The organism is Streptomyces tsukubensis (genome assembly GCF_003932715.1).
GTDB classification, from domain to species: domain Bacteria; phylum Actinomycetota; class Actinomycetes; order Streptomycetales; family Streptomycetaceae; genus Streptomyces; species Streptomyces tsukubensis.
This window is the reverse complement of the sequence record NZ_CP020700.1, coordinates 6,499,311-6,515,102: the sequence shown is the minus strand read 5'-3', so window position 1 is coordinate 6,515,102 and position 15,792 is coordinate 6,499,311. Positions and strand designations below refer to the sequence as shown.

17 protein-coding genes are annotated in these 15,792 nt (G+C 71.5%); 7 read left to right on the top strand and 10 right to left on the bottom strand.

What is annotated here, in order from left to right; all coding sequences use genetic code 11:
- Positions 1 to 43: 43 nt before the first annotated feature.
- The 3 genes from B7R87_RS27060 to B7R87_RS27050 all read right to left on the bottom strand — a co-directional run bounded on the left by B7R87_RS27060 (position 44) and on the right by B7R87_RS27050 (position 3,646).
- Positions 44 to 787: a response regulator gene (locus B7R87_RS27060; protein WP_006345851.1), complete on the bottom strand. Its 744-nt coding sequence runs from the start codon at positions 785 to 787 to the stop codon at positions 44 to 46.
- The gene (locus tag B7R87_RS27055; RefSeq protein ID WP_006345852.1) at positions 784 to 2,553 is read right to left on the bottom strand and encodes a sensor histidine kinase; all 1,770 of its coding nucleotides are present in this window, start codon (positions 2,551 to 2,553) and stop codon (positions 784 to 786) included. The genes B7R87_RS27060 and B7R87_RS27055 overlap by 4 nt, the downstream gene beginning before the upstream one ends.
- A gap of 106 nt (positions 2,554 to 2,659) precedes the next feature.
- Entirely contained in the window at positions 2,660 to 3,646 is a 987-nt protein-coding gene (locus B7R87_RS27050) for a LacI family DNA-binding transcriptional regulator (protein ID WP_006345853.1), read from the bottom strand.
- 129 nt (positions 3,647 to 3,775) lie between these two features.
- On the opposite strand from B7R87_RS27050, the gene B7R87_RS27045 reads away from it, so the two are divergent.
- From B7R87_RS27045 to B7R87_RS27020, 6 genes are all read left to right on the top strand, one after another.
- Positions 3,776 to 4,696, top strand: coding sequence for a ribokinase (locus B7R87_RS27045; RefSeq protein ID WP_006345854.1), 921 nt, complete (start codon positions 3,776 to 3,778; stop codon positions 4,694 to 4,696).
- 43 nt (positions 4,697 to 4,739) lie between these two features.
- Positions 4,740 to 6,086, top strand: a complete 1,347-nt coding sequence (locus tag B7R87_RS27040; RefSeq protein WP_006345855.1) for an NtaA/DmoA family FMN-dependent monooxygenase — start codon at positions 4,740 to 4,742, stop codon at positions 6,084 to 6,086.
- A 34-nt stretch (positions 6,087 to 6,120) separates the two neighbouring features.
- Positions 6,121 to 6,645, top strand: a complete 525-nt coding sequence (locus B7R87_RS27035) for a flavin reductase family protein (RefSeq protein WP_045852804.1) — start codon at positions 6,121 to 6,123, stop codon at positions 6,643 to 6,645.
- Positions 6,638 to 7,096: a riboflavin kinase gene (locus B7R87_RS27030; protein WP_006345857.1), complete on the top strand. Its 459-nt coding sequence runs from the start codon at positions 6,638 to 6,640 to the stop codon at positions 7,094 to 7,096. Before B7R87_RS27035 ends, B7R87_RS27030 begins: the two co-directional genes overlap by 8 nt.
- A 116-nt stretch (positions 7,097 to 7,212) precedes the next feature.
- Positions 7,213 to 7,974: a nicotinamide mononucleotide transporter family protein gene (locus B7R87_RS27025; RefSeq protein WP_006345858.1), complete on the top strand. Its 762-nt coding sequence runs from the start codon at positions 7,213 to 7,215 to the stop codon at positions 7,972 to 7,974.
- Positions 7,975 to 8,662: 688 nt separating this feature from the next.
- The gene (locus tag B7R87_RS27020) at positions 8,663 to 8,980 is read left to right on the top strand and encodes a hypothetical protein (RefSeq protein ID WP_006345859.1); all 318 of its coding nucleotides are present in this window, start codon (positions 8,663 to 8,665) and stop codon (positions 8,978 to 8,980) included.
- Positions 8,981 to 9,103: 123 nt separating this feature from the next.
- On the opposite strand, the gene B7R87_RS27015 is transcribed toward B7R87_RS27020, so the two are convergent.
- Together B7R87_RS27015 and B7R87_RS27010 are read right to left on the bottom strand one after the other, a co-directional pair.
- The gene (locus tag B7R87_RS27015; RefSeq protein ID WP_006345860.1) at positions 9,104 to 9,910 is read right to left on the bottom strand and encodes an ABC transporter permease; all 807 of its coding nucleotides are present in this window, start codon (positions 9,908 to 9,910) and stop codon (positions 9,104 to 9,106) included.
- Positions 9,907 to 10,839, bottom strand: a complete 933-nt coding sequence (locus B7R87_RS27010) for a daunorubicin resistance protein DrrA family ABC transporter ATP-binding protein (RefSeq protein ID WP_006345861.1) — start codon at positions 10,837 to 10,839, stop codon at positions 9,907 to 9,909. The genes B7R87_RS27015 and B7R87_RS27010 overlap by 4 nt, the downstream gene beginning before the upstream one ends.
- Positions 10,840 to 10,949: 110 nt before the next feature.
- On the opposite strand from B7R87_RS27010, the gene B7R87_RS27005 reads away from it, so the two are divergent.
- The gene (locus B7R87_RS27005) at positions 10,950 to 11,774 is read left to right on the top strand and encodes a TetR/AcrR family transcriptional regulator (RefSeq protein ID WP_040913755.1); all 825 of its coding nucleotides are present in this window, start codon (positions 10,950 to 10,952) and stop codon (positions 11,772 to 11,774) included.
- Positions 11,775 to 11,843: 69 nt separating this feature from the next.
- On the opposite strand, the gene B7R87_RS27000 is transcribed toward B7R87_RS27005, so the two are convergent.
- From B7R87_RS27000 to B7R87_RS26980, 5 genes are all read right to left on the bottom strand, one after another.
- Positions 11,844 to 12,296 (bottom strand): phospholipase, encoded by a 453-nt coding sequence (locus B7R87_RS27000; protein ID WP_006345863.1) that lies wholly within the window; start codon positions 12,294 to 12,296, stop codon positions 11,844 to 11,846.
- 249 nt (positions 12,297 to 12,545) lie between these two features.
- Positions 12,546 to 14,150 carry a polyamine aminopropyltransferase gene (locus B7R87_RS26995; RefSeq protein ID WP_006345864.1) on the bottom strand — a complete coding sequence of 535 codons (1,605 nt, stop codon included), beginning with the start codon at positions 14,148 to 14,150 and terminating at the stop codon, positions 12,546 to 12,548.
- A gap of 17 nt (positions 14,151 to 14,167) precedes the next feature.
- Positions 14,168 to 14,605 carry a DUF350 domain-containing protein gene (locus B7R87_RS26990; protein ID WP_006345865.1) on the bottom strand — a complete coding sequence of 146 codons (438 nt, stop codon included), beginning with the start codon at positions 14,603 to 14,605 and terminating at the stop codon, positions 14,168 to 14,170.
- Between the two features lie 110 nt (positions 14,606 to 14,715).
- Positions 14,716 to 15,141, bottom strand: a complete 426-nt coding sequence (locus B7R87_RS26985; RefSeq protein ID WP_006345866.1) for a DUF4247 domain-containing protein — start codon at positions 15,139 to 15,141, stop codon at positions 14,716 to 14,718.
- Complete coding sequence (locus tag B7R87_RS26980; RefSeq protein WP_006345867.1) at positions 15,138 to 15,677, bottom strand: DUF2617 family protein; 540 nt, start codon at positions 15,675 to 15,677, stop codon at positions 15,138 to 15,140. Before B7R87_RS26980 ends, B7R87_RS26985 begins: the two co-directional genes overlap by 4 nt.
- Positions 15,678 to 15,792 lie beyond the last annotated feature (115 nt).

Sequence of the window (15,792 nt, the reverse complement as noted above, 5' to 3'; positions counted from 1 at the left end):
GCGGGATCTGTCTTCCGGCAGAGACGGCGCCGGCGCCCGCCGCTCAGGTCACCAGCCCCGTCCGGTAGGCCAGTACCGCCGCCTGGAGCCGGCTGTCCGTGCCCGTCTTCTCCAGGATCGCGCTGACGTGGGACTTCACCGTGCCCACACCGATGCCCAGCTGCCGGCCGATCGCCGCATTCGCAAGGCCCTGCCCGAGCAGTGTCAGGACTTCGCGTTCCCGTCCGGTGAGCGACGCCAGCCGCCCGCCGGTGCCCGGGTCGGGGGACGGCGTCCGCCCGGCCCCCGGCGAACCGGCGTCGCCGTCGAGCATGCGCTCGATGACGGTGCCGGTCACACCGGGCGAGAGGACCGCGTCGCCCGCGGACGCGGCCCGCACCGCGCGGATCAGCTCCTGCGGCCCCTCGTCCTTGAGGAGGAATCCGGCGGCACCGGCCCGCAGTGCGACGGTGACGTTCTCCTCGTCGCCGAAGGTGGTGAGCATGACGACCCGCGGCTGCGGGCGCAGCGCCAGGAGCCCTTCGATCGCGGCGAGCCCGTCGAGCACGGGCATCCGGATGTCGACCAGCGCCACATCGGGGCGGGTCTCGGCGGCGACCCGGACGGCGTCCTCGCCGTTCACCGCCTCGCCCACGACCTCGATGCCGTCGGCATGGCGCAGGATCAGCCGGACGCCGTATCTGATCAGCTCCTCGTCGTCGGCGAGCAGTACCCGGACGGGGCGGTCGCCGGGCCCGGCGGAAAGGGACCCGGAGGGGAGGGACCCGGCGGGGACGGGTTCGGTCATGGGGACTCCCTGGGCTGCGTCTGCGGCATCACCGGCACGGTGAAGCGGTCGATCGCGGCCAATGTGTCGTCGCGGAAACAGTAACGGGTGATCGTGAAGTGCCCCGGGCCCTCGACGGCGCGCTCGGCCGCGGCCCCTCCGGTGCCGGGGTTCCCGGCTGCCGGTACGAAGACGTCGTCCGGCTCCGCCGGATAGATACAGCTCGTCACGTGTGCCGGACGGGCCGGCTCCCGGCCCGTGGCCGCCGCGCGGGCCAGCGCGTAGTCCCCGTACATCAGGTCCTCCACTTCCTGGCGGGACATGCCGATCCGGGGCGGGTCCGGGAGACCGGAGCCGTCGGTTTCGGTGCTCGCGGAGCTGACGAGGACCAGGCCGAGGACCATCATCACCCCGACGCCCGCGAGGCCGAGGACAGCGGTGAGGGCGGTCACGGCCCTGCGGTGGACACCGGCGGCGGCCCGGCCGGTGCCGGGTGCGATGTCCGGGCCGTAGGCGTCCGGGCCGCTGCCCCGGGCGTCCGGGGCGGTGTCGGCGCGTACGGTTTCCGGGTCCGGCCGGGCCGGTATACGGGCGGTGACCGCGAAGCCTCCTCCGGGCGTCGGCCCCGCTTCCAGCGCGCCGCCGAGCAGCGTCACCCGCTCCCGCAGCCCGACGAGACCCCGTCCCGTGCCCAGACCGGTCGGCGCGTCCGCGGTCACGGGCGGCCGCCCGTTGCGTACGACGATCTCCACCAGGTCCTCGGTGTGCGTGACCGCGACGGTGACATGTGCCTCGGGGGCGTACCGGTGCACATTGGTCAGGGATTCGCGCACCACCCGGTGCACCGCGCGGCGGACCCGGGCCGGACGGCCGTCGAGGTCGGGTCCGTCCCAGGCGAGGCGGAGCGCGATACCGCCCCGGCGGGACTCCTCGGCCAGGGCCTCGATATCGGAGCGGGTGCCCGTCGCCTCGGTCAGGGTGCCGGGCCCGGTGTCCCGCCCCAACGGCCCGAGGACGCCGAGGACTTCGCGGAGTTCGCGCATCGCGTCACGGGCGGAGCGGCGTACCAGTTCCGCTTCGTCGCGCAGTTCGGGGGACTCCTTCTGGAGCGCCATCTCCAGGCCGCCCGCGTGCAGGGAGACCAGGCTGAGCCGGTGGCCGACGAGGTCGTGCATCTCGGCGGCGATCCGGGAGCGTTCGTGGATGCGGGATTCGCTGTCCGTGAGCCGGCGGACCTCCTCCGCGGCGACGGCCCGTTCGCGCAGGGCCCCCAGCAGCCGGATCTGCTGTCCGTTCGCGGTGCCGACGAGGGCGGGCACGATCAGGGTGGTGGCGGCGAGTACGGCACCGACGGCGAGCCCGAACCGGTGGCCGCCGAGCCCGGTGTACGGGGCGGAGGCCGCGCCGGCCAGCACCGTCAGGGCGGCGGCAGCGGTCAGGGCGGTGGTGCGGCGCCGCGGGGACGCCTGGTGCTGCGCGGTGGTGTACGCGGTCACGGCGGCGGGGAGCCCGGCGGGCGGCAGCAGCCCGAGGACGACTGCCGTGCCCAGCAGGCTGGTGACCGGGTAGCGGCGGCGGACGGCCAGCAGGGTGAGGGCGACCGTGCCGAGAAGGAGCACGGCAGGTGCCGGGAGCGAGCCGCCGAGGCGTGGTTCGGGCAGCAGGACGAGGAGTATCAGCAGACCGCCGCCGAACGCTTCGGCGAGCGCGCGCCACAGGCCCCGGCCCCTTTCGCCGGGGGCGGTGAAAGGGCTGCGGGAGGCGGGGGCCGTCAACCGGCTGACCATTCGTCAGAATTTGCCATGACCGTCCGTCAGTATCCGTCGGCGTTCGTCAGTTTCCGTCAGTATCCGTCGGCGTTCGCCAGTTTCCGTCAGCGTCCATCGGCGTTTGTCAGGATTCGTCGGTCGAGGCGCGGACGACGAGCCGGGGAGCGAACCGCTCTATCCGCTCCGCCCTTTCGCGCGCCGGGGACTGAAGCAGCGTCAGACCGCGTTCGGCCATGGCCGACAGGGGATGGCGGATGGAGGTGATGGGCGGGTCGAGGAGCTTCAGCATCTCGGTGTCGTCGAAGCCGGTGACGGCGATCTGGCGGGGCACGGCGACCGAGGAGCGGTGCAGGGCGCTCACGAGTCCGACGGCGAGGACGTCCGCGCCGCAGACGACGGCGTCGACCCGGTCGCGCTGTTCGATGATGCGGCGCGCCGCCACCCGTCCCCCGTCGGTGCTGAAGCCGGGCAGCAGGATGGTGGTGGCGTCGGGGCCCTGCGCCTCGGTGAAGGCCGCGACCCGTTCGGCACCGGAGGAGGACGCCTGGTCGGCGACGAGGGCGATCCGGCGCCTGCCGATGCTCTCCAGATGGCCGACCAGAAGCCGTACCGCGGACTTGTTGTCGAGCGTGACGGCGACGGTACCGGACTCCTTCGCCCACCGGTCGAAGAGGACGACGGGACGGCGGGCGGCGGCATCGCGGATCGCGGGTCCGGACGCGTCGGCCGAGACGGGCACGACGAACAGGCCGTCCACCCGGCCGCTGAGCAGGGTGTCGATCTGCTCGGCCTCGATGGCGGTGTCGTTCGCCGCGTCGGTGACCACGAGCGTGCCGCCCGCGGCGCGCACCTGCTGGGCGATGGCGTCGGCGAGTTGGACGAAGTACGGGTTGGCCAGCGTCGGGACCACGACGCCGATGGTGCCGGTCGCGCCGGTGCGAAGCGCCCGTGCCGACTGGTTGGGCTGGTAGCCGAGCCGGTGGGCCGCCTGTTCGACGCGGCGCGCGAGTTCGGGATCGACGTTCCGCGGCGTGCCTGCGAGCACACGTGACGCCGTGGCGCGGGAGACCCCGGCGGCCTCGGCCACGTCGATGAGTCGGGGCGCTGTCACGTAGGGATCCTTCTCGGTCGATGGGCGGGGATGCGCCACGGCGTCGGGGCGATCAGGAAGCACGAGGCTACTTGACGGCGCGGGAACCCTGGTACAGCATGTCGGAAATCGTTCTCCCAAGGAGTCCAAATGTCGCTCATCACCGTCGTCGGTTCGGTGAACCGCGACTTCGTCCTGACCGTCGAGGACCTGCCGCACCCCGGTGAGACCGTGCTCGCGCGACGCTTCGTGGAGGGTGTCGGCGGCAAGGGTGCCAACCAGGCCGTCGCGGCCGCCCGGCTCGGATCACGGGTGCGTCTCGTCGCCCGGGTCGGTGCGGACGCGGCCGCCATCCTCGACGCGCTCACGGCCGAAGGCGTGGACGTCGAAGCCGTACTGCCGGACGAGCGGACCACGACCGGGATCGCCGCGGTCGTCGTCGACGACGCGGGCGAGAACACCATCGTCGTGAATCCGGGGGCCAACGCCGAACTCGGTGTCCAGGACCTGCCGGCCCGGCTCGTCCGGTCGCCCGGAGAGATCGTCCTCGTCCAGAACGAAATCGCGCCCGAGGTGGTCGCGGCCGCGGTCCTGCGGGCCCGGGACCAGGGCGGCTTCGTCGTCCTCAACCCGGCGCCCGCCCGGCCGGCCGGCCCGGAGGTCCTGGCCGCCGTCGACGTCCTCGTCCCCAACCGCGGCGAGCTGGCCTCGCTGCTCGGGACCGAACCGCCCGCGACCGTCGACGAGGCCCGGGAGCTGCTGGTACGCGCCGCGCTCCCGTGCCGGGCGGTCGTGGTGACGCTCGGGGCGGACGGAGCCGTACTGAAAGAGGCACACAGCACGGACACCATGCACATCCCCGCGCCCGTGGTGGACGCCGTCGACACCGTGGGTGCAGGCGACACCTTCTGCGGCGCCCTCGCGGACGCCCTCGGACGGGGTACGGACCTGCCGGCCGCGGTGGAGCGCGCCGTGCGGGCGGCCTCGTACACCACTACCGGCCTCGGCGCACAGACCTCCATGCCGTACGCGGCACAGCTCGACGCACCCGCGGTCACCTCTGCTTTCTGACACCACCCCACGGGTCACCCACCAGCACTACGGAGAACCACCCATGAGGAACCTCAAGATCGGCGTTTTCGAGAACGCCCAGACCAACGCGAGCGGCACGGCCACCTGGCGCCACCCCGACAGCCGGCGGCACCTCTTCGACACCCTGGAGTACTGGCGCGACCTCGCCGCCGTCTGCGAGGACGCCAAGCTGGACTTCCTGTTCCTCGCCGACGCCTGGGGCTGGTCGGAGATCGACGGCACCCGCCCGGCGATCGCCACGGAGGAGACCCTCGACCTGCCGCGGCTGGACCCGATAGTCGTGGCGTCCGCGCTGCTGTCCACGACGACCAATCTGGGTCTCGTGATGACGGGCTCGGTGCTGGTGGAGCCCCCGTACGCCTTCGCGCGCCGGCTCGCCACGCTCGACCAGCTCTCCGGCGGCCGGATCGGCTGGAACATCGTGACGACCGGCACGGCCGACACCGCGGTCAAGGCCTTCGGTATGGACATGGTGGCGCACGACGACCGCTACCGGATGGCCGAGGACTTCCTGGAGCTGGTCTACAAGTACTGGGAGGGCGCCTGGGAGCCGGACGCGCTGGAGAAGGACAAGGAGGGGCGGTTCGCCGATCCGTCCAAGGTGCACCTCGTCACCCACAAGGGTCCGTTCTTCAGCTCGGAGGGGTACGGCAACACCGCGCGCTCCCCGCAGGGCACGCCGGTGCTGTTCCAGGCCGGGGCGTCCCCGGCCGGACGCCGGGTCGGCGGCCGGCACGGCGAGTGCATGTTCGTGGGCAGCGGTTCGGTCGCGCAGCTCGCCGGGCACACGTCCGCCATCCGTGAGGAGGCGGTCAAGGCGGGCCGCCGGGCCGACGACGTGAAGGTGATGTCGGCGTTCTCCTGTGTCGTCGGTGCGACGACGCAGGATGCGCACCGTCGCTACCAGGGGATCCTCGACGCCCAGCGTTCCGAGGTGACCGTCGCCAGCTACGCCATGTTCACCGGGCTCGACCTCTCGTCGTATGCGCCCGAGACGCCCATGGCGGAGCTGTCCACCGAGCTGTCGCAGACCCAGGTGGCCCGTTTCGCGGACAAGACGGTCGGCGATGTCCTGGCCGACTGGCACACCCACGGGGTCGGGGCGCGGCCGGTCGTCGGTACGGCGGAGGAGATCGCGGACGAGATCTGTGCGCTCGCGGAGGGCGCCGACCTCGACGGTTTCCTGCTCTCCCCGACGGTCCAGCCCACCTCGACGACGGACTTCGTCGAGTCGGTCCTGCCGATCCTGCGGTCCCGCGGGGTCTTCCGCGGTGAGTACACGGAGGGCGAGAGCCTGCGCGAGCGCCTCACCGGGGCGTCCGACAGCGCGCTGCCGGACAGCCACCCGGCGGCCCGGTACCGGCACTGAGTACGGAACGCGCGAGGAGAGGATGGTGAGCAACATGGCCACGTCTGCCCACAACCCGTCCCGGGTGCCGGCGCCGGCGGAGCTGGACGGGGCAACGCTGCGACAGGCGTTCGGGGCCTACCCGACCGGTGTCGTCGCGATCGGCGCGCTGCGCGGGAACGAGCCGGTCGGGTTCGCGGCGAGCTCGTTCGTGTCGATCTCGCTGGAACCGCCCATGGCCGCGGTCAGCGTGGCCCGTACGTCGACCACGTGGCCGCTCCTCGCGGAGGCGCCCGTGCTGGGGCTGAGCGTGCTCAGCCACGGTCAGGGGGCGCTGTGCCGGCGGCTGGCGTCCCGGAACGGCAACCGCTTCGACGGCGTCTCCTGGCAGTCGACGCCCGACGGCGCGGTGCTGATCGGGGACGCCGCGCTCTGGCTGACGGCCCGGGTGAACGCGGTCTACGACGGCGGCGATCACGAGATCGTGCTGATGGAGCTGCTGACGGCCGAGCTGTTCTCCGGTGTGGAGCCGCTCGTCTTCCACACCAGCCAGTTCCGCGAGCTCATTCCCCATGGCTGACACCCCGACCGGCATCGTGCACCTCACGGGTGCGGTGGTGCACGGTGCCGGCCGGGGCCGCGGGCTCGGATTCCCCACCGCGAACGTCACGGCGGATCCGGGTTCGCGGATCCCACCGCCCGCGATCTACAGCGGCTGGGTCGTACGCCTTGCGAGCGGCGTCGTCCACCGTGGAACGATCAGCATCGGGTCGAACCCCACTTTCTGCGATACGACGGAAGTCCATGTCGAGGTGTACTGCCACGACACGGCCGACGAGTTCTACGGAGAGCGCGTCGGACTGTGGTTCGTGGCACGGATCCGGGACACGGTGAAGTTCGCGTCGCCCGACGATCTGGTATGCGCCGCCCGGCGGGACGTCCTGTGGTCGGAGGCCCTGCTGGCCTCCGGCCGGGGGCGCCGCATCCTCACCGGCGCACTCGCCGCGTACCGGAAAACCGTCTCCGTCTGAGACGTCCCTCTGCACGGGCTCGGCGCGCACAGCCGGACTCCCTGCTCCCTGAACGGCCCGTTCCGGGCCACACCCCCCACTCCCAGCCTTGCTCCGTACGAACAAAGGTGTGAGTAATGAGTGCATTCTCGTGGCTGAACGAGCAATTCAGCTTCTTCGGCCTGGACGTCTACTGGTCCGACTTCCTCGGCAACATCCTGGCCCTGGCGACGGTGTGGCTGGCGCTGCGGCGGCTGTTGATCGCCTGGCCGGTGCAGATCCTCGGATCGGTGCTGCTGCTGATCGCGAGTCTGAACGTCGACCTCGGAGGCAACGCCGCACGGCAAGTTGTGATCATAGCATCGGCGTCGTGGGGCTGGGCGACGTGGCGCCGCAGCCGGGAGAAGGAAGGCGCGATCAACGTCCGCTGGGCGTCGTGGCGCGAGCGGGTCGTCCTGCTCACCATCATGGTCGTCGGCACCTTCGCGTTCGCCTCCCTGCTGAAGGCGACCGACGCGTCGTTCTACCCGGGGGCCCCGTGGTGGATGGTCCTCGCCGACGCGTGGATCTTCGTCGGCTCCATCCTGGCGATGTACTCCCAGGCCCGGCGGTACGTGGAGTTCTGGTTCGCCTGGCTGGCCGTCGACCTGGTCGGGGTGCCGCTCGCGATCCACTCCGAGCTGTACTTCTCCGGAATCGTGTACGCGATCTTCTTCGTGATGGTCGTCATCGGTATCCGCGACTGGGCGTCCCGCAGCAAGGCCCAGGAGATCGCCTCGCCGCTGGAGTCGGCGGTCGTGGTGGAGAGCCGGAGCGAGGCGGCTCCGGCCGCGGGGGCGCCCGCTCCCCTGGCGGGCACGGAATCGGCACGTGGGCCCGGGGCCGCCGACGACCGGTGATCGCGGTCGTGCACAGGAATCGGCCGGCCGTGTCCGGCGAAAGCCCGGGAAACTTAACAGCCGGCCGGTCGGGCAGACCGGCCGACCGATCGCCGCCGTACCCCCTTCGGCCTGCAAAGGCGCAGACCGGAGGGGGTACGGCGGCATGCGTACGACCGGGCCCGGTCCGCGTCCCCGCCGGGGCGTACGGCCCCCGCCGGTGGGGCGGTGGCGACCGCCGTGGTACGGGCCCGAGTTCGGCACGGGCCGTGGTTCTCGCCCGGCCGCGAGGACTGCCGCGGTGCGGGCCATTGTTCGGCGCGGGCCATGGTCTCGCCCGGCCGCGAGGGCCGTCGCCGGGACCTCACTCGGCCGTCGTGGCCCGGCCGTTGTTCAACTGCGTACAGCCCACGCGGTGTTCGCCTCGGCCGGGGCCGGGCGCCCGCCGCCCGTACCGCGGACTGTGCGCCACCGGCGCGTTACCGCAGCCGAGGGGCATGTGAACCGTGGTGGCCGGAGACCGGACCGTCCGCCCCCGAGCCCGGCCCGAACGGATGTCCCGGCCTTCACTCCGGACTCCGTCGTTGACACCCGACACCCCCGCATCAAGCATGAACATGTCGATTTTCCACTGTGTCTTCCGGTCCGCTCCCGCCGGTCCCGGCCGGTCCGGGCCCTGTCGAGAGGGCCCTGTCGAGAGGAAAGAAGCATGTCCCCCTTAATCGGCACCCTCCGCTCCCCCAGCGCAGTCCGCTCGGTCGGCGCAGTCGGCTCGTCGCGCACTCTCGGCCGCTTCGCCGCGACAGCGGTGCTCGCAGCCGCGGCCGCTCTCACGTTTCCGGCCGCCGCTTCGGCCGCCACCCCCGGTACCGCCCCGGCGGCGGCGACGGCGAGCGCCTGGACCTATGTCGCCACGTACCCCAGCTACCAGGCCTGTTACCTCGCCTCCCTCAGCGTCGGCGACTTGGTGTCGACGCAGTGCCGTCCGCTCGGTGACGGCCGGGCCGAACTCTGGGTCAACGGCTGAGAAACACAGCACACAGCACGCAGCACAACGACGGATGCCGCCGCGGCGCCCCGCGGCGGCATCCGTCCGCCGGTCAGGGGTGGCGGTCGCCGGGACGGTGACGGGGGCGGCGGCGGTCCGGCGTCACCCGCCGGTCCGGCGGGCGAAGCGGTGCACGGTGAAGGCGGCGGCGAGGACCAGGATCGGTACCCACCAGGCGAAGGCGGCCAGGACGGCGTCACCCGCCGGAAGGTCGATCAGCAGCGCGCGTACCGCCTGGACCACCGGGGTGAACGGCTGGTGGTCCACGAACATCCGCAGCGCCCCGGGCATGGTCTCGGACGGGACCAGTGCACTGCTGGCGTACGGCAGGAAGACCAGGATCATGGCATAGCCGCCCGCCGCCTCGACTCCCGCGGAGACCGTTCCGATCAGGGCCCCCAGCCAGGCGACGGCGAACATGAAGACCAGCAGGATCCCCCCGGCGGTGAGCCACTCGGCCGCGGTGGCCTGGGGCCGGAAGCCGACCAGCAGGCCGACGCCGGTCACCAGCACCACGGCGAGGACATTGCGCAGTACGGCGGAGACGACATGGCCGACGAGGACCGCCGCGCCGAACATCGGCATCGTACGGAACCGTTCGACCAGGCCGTTGCGGAGGTCGTCGGCTACTCCGACGGCGGTCGACGAGGCGCTGAACGCCACGGAGAGCACGATGACGCCGGCGATCAGATAGTTCGCATAGCCGGGCCCGCCGGTGTCGACGGCGCCGCCGAACAGAAAGCGGAACAGCAGCAGGAGCATCACCGGCAGTACGACGGCCTGGACGATCTCGTCCGGGCTCCGGGTCAGATGCCGCAGGCTGCGGCGGGTCAGCACCAGACAGTCGGTGACGACCGCCCCGGGCCCGCCGCGACCCGTATCGGACGAAAGTGCGGCGGCCCGGCTCATGACCGCACCGCCGGGACGCCCGCGCCGGTCAGTTCGGCGAAGACGTCGTCGAGGCTGGGCCGGTGCAGGGCCAGACCGGTGACCTCGGCGCCGCTCTCCGCAGCCCTGTTGAGCAGTCGGCGGACGTCCGCGGCACCGTCCACCGGGACGCTGAGGGTGTCCCCGCCGCGCCAGTCGCCCGCGAACAGCCGCCGCGCCAGGGGCAGATCGGCGGCGGCGAAGGACAGCTCCGCGCGTTCGGCACCGATCCGGCTCTTCAGCCGGGCCGCGGTGCCCTCGGCTACCACCCGGCCGCCGTCGATCACCGCGATCCGGTCGGCCAGTTGGTCGGCCTCCTCCAGATACTGCGTGGTCAGCAGGATGGTCGTACCGTCGGCCAGCAGTCGGCGGACGGTTTCCCACATCGTCGCCCGGCTGGTGGGGTCCAGACCGGTGGTCGGCTCGTCGAGGAAGAGCACCGACGGCCGGTTGATCAGTCCGACCGCCAGGTCGAGACGGCGGCGCAGCCCGCCCGAGTACGTCCTGACGGGCCGCCGGGCGACGGCCTCCAGACCGAACTCCGCGAGCAGTTCGGCCCTGCGGCGGCGGGCGGCCCGGGTCCGGAGGCCGAAGAGCCTCGCCATCATCTCCAGGTTCTCCTCGCCGGTGAGGAGTTCGTCCACGGCGGTGGCCTGACCCGTGACTCCGATCAGCCGGCGTACGGCCCGCGGATCGCGGGCGACATCGTGGCCCTCCACCAGCGCCGTACCGCCGTCGGCTGCCAGCAGGGTGGTGAGGATCCGGACCGTGGTGGTCTTTCCGGCACCGTTGGGTCCCAGCAGCGCGAGCATCGTCCCGCGTTCGACGCGCAGGTCGACCGAGGTCAGGACCGGCACGGCGCCGAACGATTTGCGCAGCCCCTTCACTTCGATCGCATAACTGACGGCCATGCCGACACAACTCCCCCATGTTTCAGAAATCAGAAACCGTATATGGCGTAAACTCAGGTATAAGCGATACAGGGTTTCCACCGACACTGTCAACCCGATCACGGAGAGCGATGAGCACGAGTCGAAAGTCCAAGGAGAGCCGGGCCAGAACCCTGGAGGCGCTGTGGGGCGACGACCCCGGGCGCTCGTCCCGGGGTCCCAAGAGAGGGCTCTCGGTGGAGAAGATCGCCTCGACGGCCATCGCCATCGCGGACGCGGAGGGGCTCGACGGCATCTCGATGCAGCAGGTTGCCGGGCGCCTCGGCTATACGGCCATGTCGCTCTATCGCTATGTCCCCGGCAAGGAGCAGCTCGTCGACATCGTGTACGACCGGGCGATCGGTCCGCCGCCGGGCCGGGCGGAGACGGGGATCCCCGCGGACGGACCGGCTGACGGGCCGGTTGACGGACCGGACTGGCGGGCGGGCGTCTACCACTGGGTGCGGTCGATACTGAAGGTGTACGACCGGCACCCCTGGCTGCTGGACGTCACCATCAGCACCCCGCCGCTCGGGCCCAACCAGCTCGGGTGGCTCGAAGCCCTGCTCCAGGAGCTGTCGGACATCGGCCTGGCGGACGACGAGATGCTGCATCTGGCGATGTTCGTCGCCGGTGCCGTCCGGGATCTGGCCCGGACCTCCCTGGAGCTGGCGCAGGCTCCGGACCGTACCGGTGTGTCCGTCGAGGAGATGGGCGAGAACTACGCCCGCGCGATGCGGGAACTCATGGACGGCAGCCGGTTCCCCGCCCTGTCACGGCTGGTGGTGTCGGGGGTTTTCGAGCCGGGTGACACCGCGTACAACGACATCGCGCCCAGCCTGGACTTCGGGCTCCGGCGGCTGCTGGACGGGGTGGAGAGCCACGTCCGGTCGGCGGGCGGGGCGGTGGACGTCTGAGGGAAGGGCCGGGTCCGCGGCGCGCGCCGCATCGCGGACCCGGCCCGCCGGTACGTACACCGGGGCTCGTCAGCCCAGGGCTCGTACCGCCTGGTAGTACGTCCAGGCCGTGCTGTTGCACGTCACCTTGGTCGCTCCGCCGTACCCCGCGCACACCCGCTTGAGGTCCTCGTAGAAGGCGCTGTCCAGCCGGGCTTTGTTGGCGCTGAAGGAGCCGGCCGCCTTGTAGTTGCGGTAGCCGAAGTCATGGCGGGCGCAGGAGTTCTGGAAGGGGAAGCCGAAGGGGTTGTCGGGAGAGCTGGAGCAGTAGTCGGTGGACCAGTCGAAGCGGTACGCGGACCAGGCGCCCTGGTTGCCGCGGGCGGCCGACCAGGAGTTGTAGCTGCTCGCGCTGGTCTGCGTCCACTGGGAGAGGATCTGCGGCTTGTCCGCGGGAACGGCATGGGCGGGGTTCGCCATGACGGTGCCCACCAGCACGGCCGATGCCGCGGTGGCGAGGGTGGCCGAGAGCGTACGACGCATGGGTGTCCTTTCGCAGAGCCGCCGCGGGGGTCGCGCGGCGGTCGGGACAGGGACCCCGGCCCCCGGATGCGGGGGTGCGAGGCGGAGGAACGCGCGGACCGCCCGATCCAGGGGCCCGCGAAGGAAGTTGCTGCTCCGGGGATACCCCCGGAGGCCTGCGGTTACGGCTCCACCGGGAACGTACCGCGCAAACTTCTTCCGCTCCTCACCAGTTGAACGCTCGTCCGACCGGCACCCGTCGCGTCCGGCTCAGTAGTCCCGCCACTCCCGGCGCGTGTACTCCAGGACCACCGGGTCCATCAGCGTGCTGGCGCGTACCTCGCGGGGCCGCCGGTCGACGGGGAAGACGGTCGAGGCCTTCAGGACCGCGGAGTCGAGGAACCGCAGTCGGGGTGCGTCGGAGGCAAGTTGCAGGACGGGGGCGGCGGCGTCCCTGCCCCGGGTGGCCAGGACGAAACCCCAGTTGCCGAAGCTCGGCACGTCCGCCTGGTAGGGGGTGGTCGCGTATCCGGCCTCGGTGATGGTCTCGACGATGGACCAGTACGTCTTGGGGGCGAAGAACGGTGATCCGCCCTGCACCAGAACGCGTGCGCCGGGGTTCAGCACCCGGCCGAGGAGATGGTAGAACTCCACGCTGTAGAGCTTGGCCAGGGACGCGGTGTCGGGGTCAGGGAAGTCGATCAGGACCGCGTCGTAGCGCTGCCGGGCGTCCCGCAGCCAGTTGAAGGCGTCGGCGTTGACGGCGGTCACCCGGGGGTCTTCGAGCGCACCGCCGTTGAGTTCCCGCAGGGGTCCGTACGTCCGGGCCAGCTCGGTCACCGCGGGGTCCAGGTCGACCAGGGTGACCTGCTGCACATCGTCGTAGCGGAGGACTTCGCGCAGCGCGAGCGCGTCACCGCCGCCGAGGATCAGCACCGAGGACCGCCGGCCCGCCATCGCGGGGTGGACGAGGCTCTCGTGGTAGCGGTACTCGTCGACGGAGGAGAACTGGAGATCGCCGTTGAGGAAGAGCCGCAGATCGGGCGAGCCGGTGAACGCGGTGGACCGGGTGAGGACGATGTCCTGGTACGGGGTGGTCTCGGCGTGCACGATGGGATCGCGGTAGAGCTGCTGCCGGGCCGTTACCTCGATCTCGTCGGCGAGGACGTAGACGGTGCCCAGTACGGCGAGTACGGCCGCCATCCCGGCGAGCAGGCCCGCTCTGACGATCCGCCGGGTCTCCCGCCGGAAGATCCACAGGACCACGATCACCCCGGCGACCGCATTGACGGCCCCCACCACCAGGGCACCCTTCAGCTGGCCGAAGGCCGGGAGCAGGAGGAGGGGGAAGGCGAGCCCGCCGACCAGGGCGCCGATGTAGTCGACGGCGAACATATCGGCGACCGCGCTGCCCGCCTCCTGGCGGCGGATGCGCTGGAGGAGCGTCATCAGCAGCGGGATCTCGGCACCGATCAGCAGGCCCACCACGAACGACACCACGATCATGGCGGGCATGTAGATGCGGAGCCAGGCGAAACAGACGTAGAGGATCAGTACCGACAGTCCGCCGACGAGCGCCAGGGCGCCCTCGACGAGGGCGAAGCCGCCGACCGCCCGCTTCTGGAGCGGTTTGGCGGCGAGGGAGCCGATGCCCATGGCGAAGACCATGACGGACAGGACCACGGAGGTCTGCATCACGGAGTTGCCGATGAGGTAGCTGCCGAGCGCGGTGAGCGCGAGTTCGTAGATCAGTCCGCAGGCCGCGCAGATGAACACGGCGAGCATCAGCAGGAACCGCGCACCCCGGGAGGTGGGGATGCGCATCGGCTCCTCCGTGGCAGTCGGTACGGCGCGCTCCTCCGTGGTGGTGCTCATCGTGGGCCCGGCCGGGGTCAGGAGACGGCCGCGCCGACCATGAAGGCCGCGCCGAGATAGGTGGCAGCCATCACCCAGGCGGCGGGATGGGGGCGGCCGCCGTTGTCCTCCAGGGCGGCGGCACCGAGCCGGCCGGGCGTCAGCAGACCGACGACCAGGGAGATCACGGTCATCACGACCACCCCGGCCATTCCGTACAGCAGGGTGCTGACCAGGCCGTAGCCCAGGCCCTGCTCGGATTCGCTGGCCCGGATGGACTCCTCGATGACCAGGCCGATCGCCAGGGTCTGACCGGCCAGCAGCACAGCGGCACCCCGGTTGCGCTCCGACCACACGACATGGAAGAGCTTGCCGGGGGTGACCAGGTCGAGGGCGATGAAACCGGCCGCCATCACGACGAAGCCGACGAGTCCGTAGAGCAGGGCGGTGCCTGCCGACTCGAAAATCTCTGCCACGGGGGTGCCTTTCGGGGGACGTCGTTACGGGCTCGGGGAACGGTCGCGGTTACGGGCTCGGCAGCACCGTCACGCTGACGGGCTCGGCGGAAGGGCCGCGCGGGCGGGGCTCACTTGCCGGAGCCGGGGCCCCCGCCGCGGAAGCTCTGGTTCACCGGGTCGGGCCAGGAGGAGGTGCGGAGATGGTGCTGCCAGCGGGAGTAGCCGGAGCGGTAGTCCTGGATCTCGATGAGGCTGCCGCGCGGCTGCTTGGTGACGGCGACGATGTCGTCGTCGTAGCGGAGGTAGACCGTGCTCTCGGCGGAGACGCGGTCGCGCGAAGCCGTGTTGGTGTGGATCTCGTCGGCGACGGTGTTCGGTACGTCGACGGGGTCGACGTAGCCTCCGGCGTTGGGGGTGTACTCTCCGCGGATCCACTGGATCGGTACGTCGTTGTAGTGCGTGGCGTCGTAGGAACTGTCGTCGTCGTCGCCGGCGCAGCCGGTGAGCGCTGCCGCGGCGAGGAGTATCACGCTGATGCGTAGGGCGGTCTTCATCGGGCCTCCAGCCGGGAGTGCGTCGCCACGATCCGGCGGCTCTGCGGGTAGGTATGCCAAGTACGCCAGTTGAGCCCGGTGCCCAGGGGGGCGCCGGTGCCGTCGCCCCCGAGGCCGGTACCGGAGCCGGTTCCGGCGTCGACGGTCAGGGCGGTGACCGCCTCAGGATCGCCGGGGAAGACCCCGTACAGGGCATGGGGATGGGCTTCGGCGCACTGCACGACCCGGGCCACCCGCCGGGTGAACTCCTCGGGCGGATAGCGGTGCACCTGGGCGCGGAAACGATACTGCCAGCCGTCGATCTCCCGGACGGTGTCCGGCAGACCCCCCGCGCCGCCGGGCAGGCATGCCACGGTCTCGGCAACGGGTCCGGCGAAGACCTGGTGCGAGGCGCCCAGCAGCCGGAGCTGGACGGCGAGCCCGCCGATGGTGAGTTCACGGACGGCGAGGGCCGCCATCGGGGGATGGCCGAGGGCGAAGGAGAGCTGGTCGGCGTCGGTGTCCTGGTACGGGGTGGCGAGGGCGCGAGCGCTCATGCGCTGCCGTCCGTACGGTGGCCCCGGGCCGGGGTGCTGGTGTACGGCGGGGCGTTCCCTTCAGCCGTACCCATGAGTACGGCAGCCCTGTCCCCCATCGTCACGCCCCCCGTGC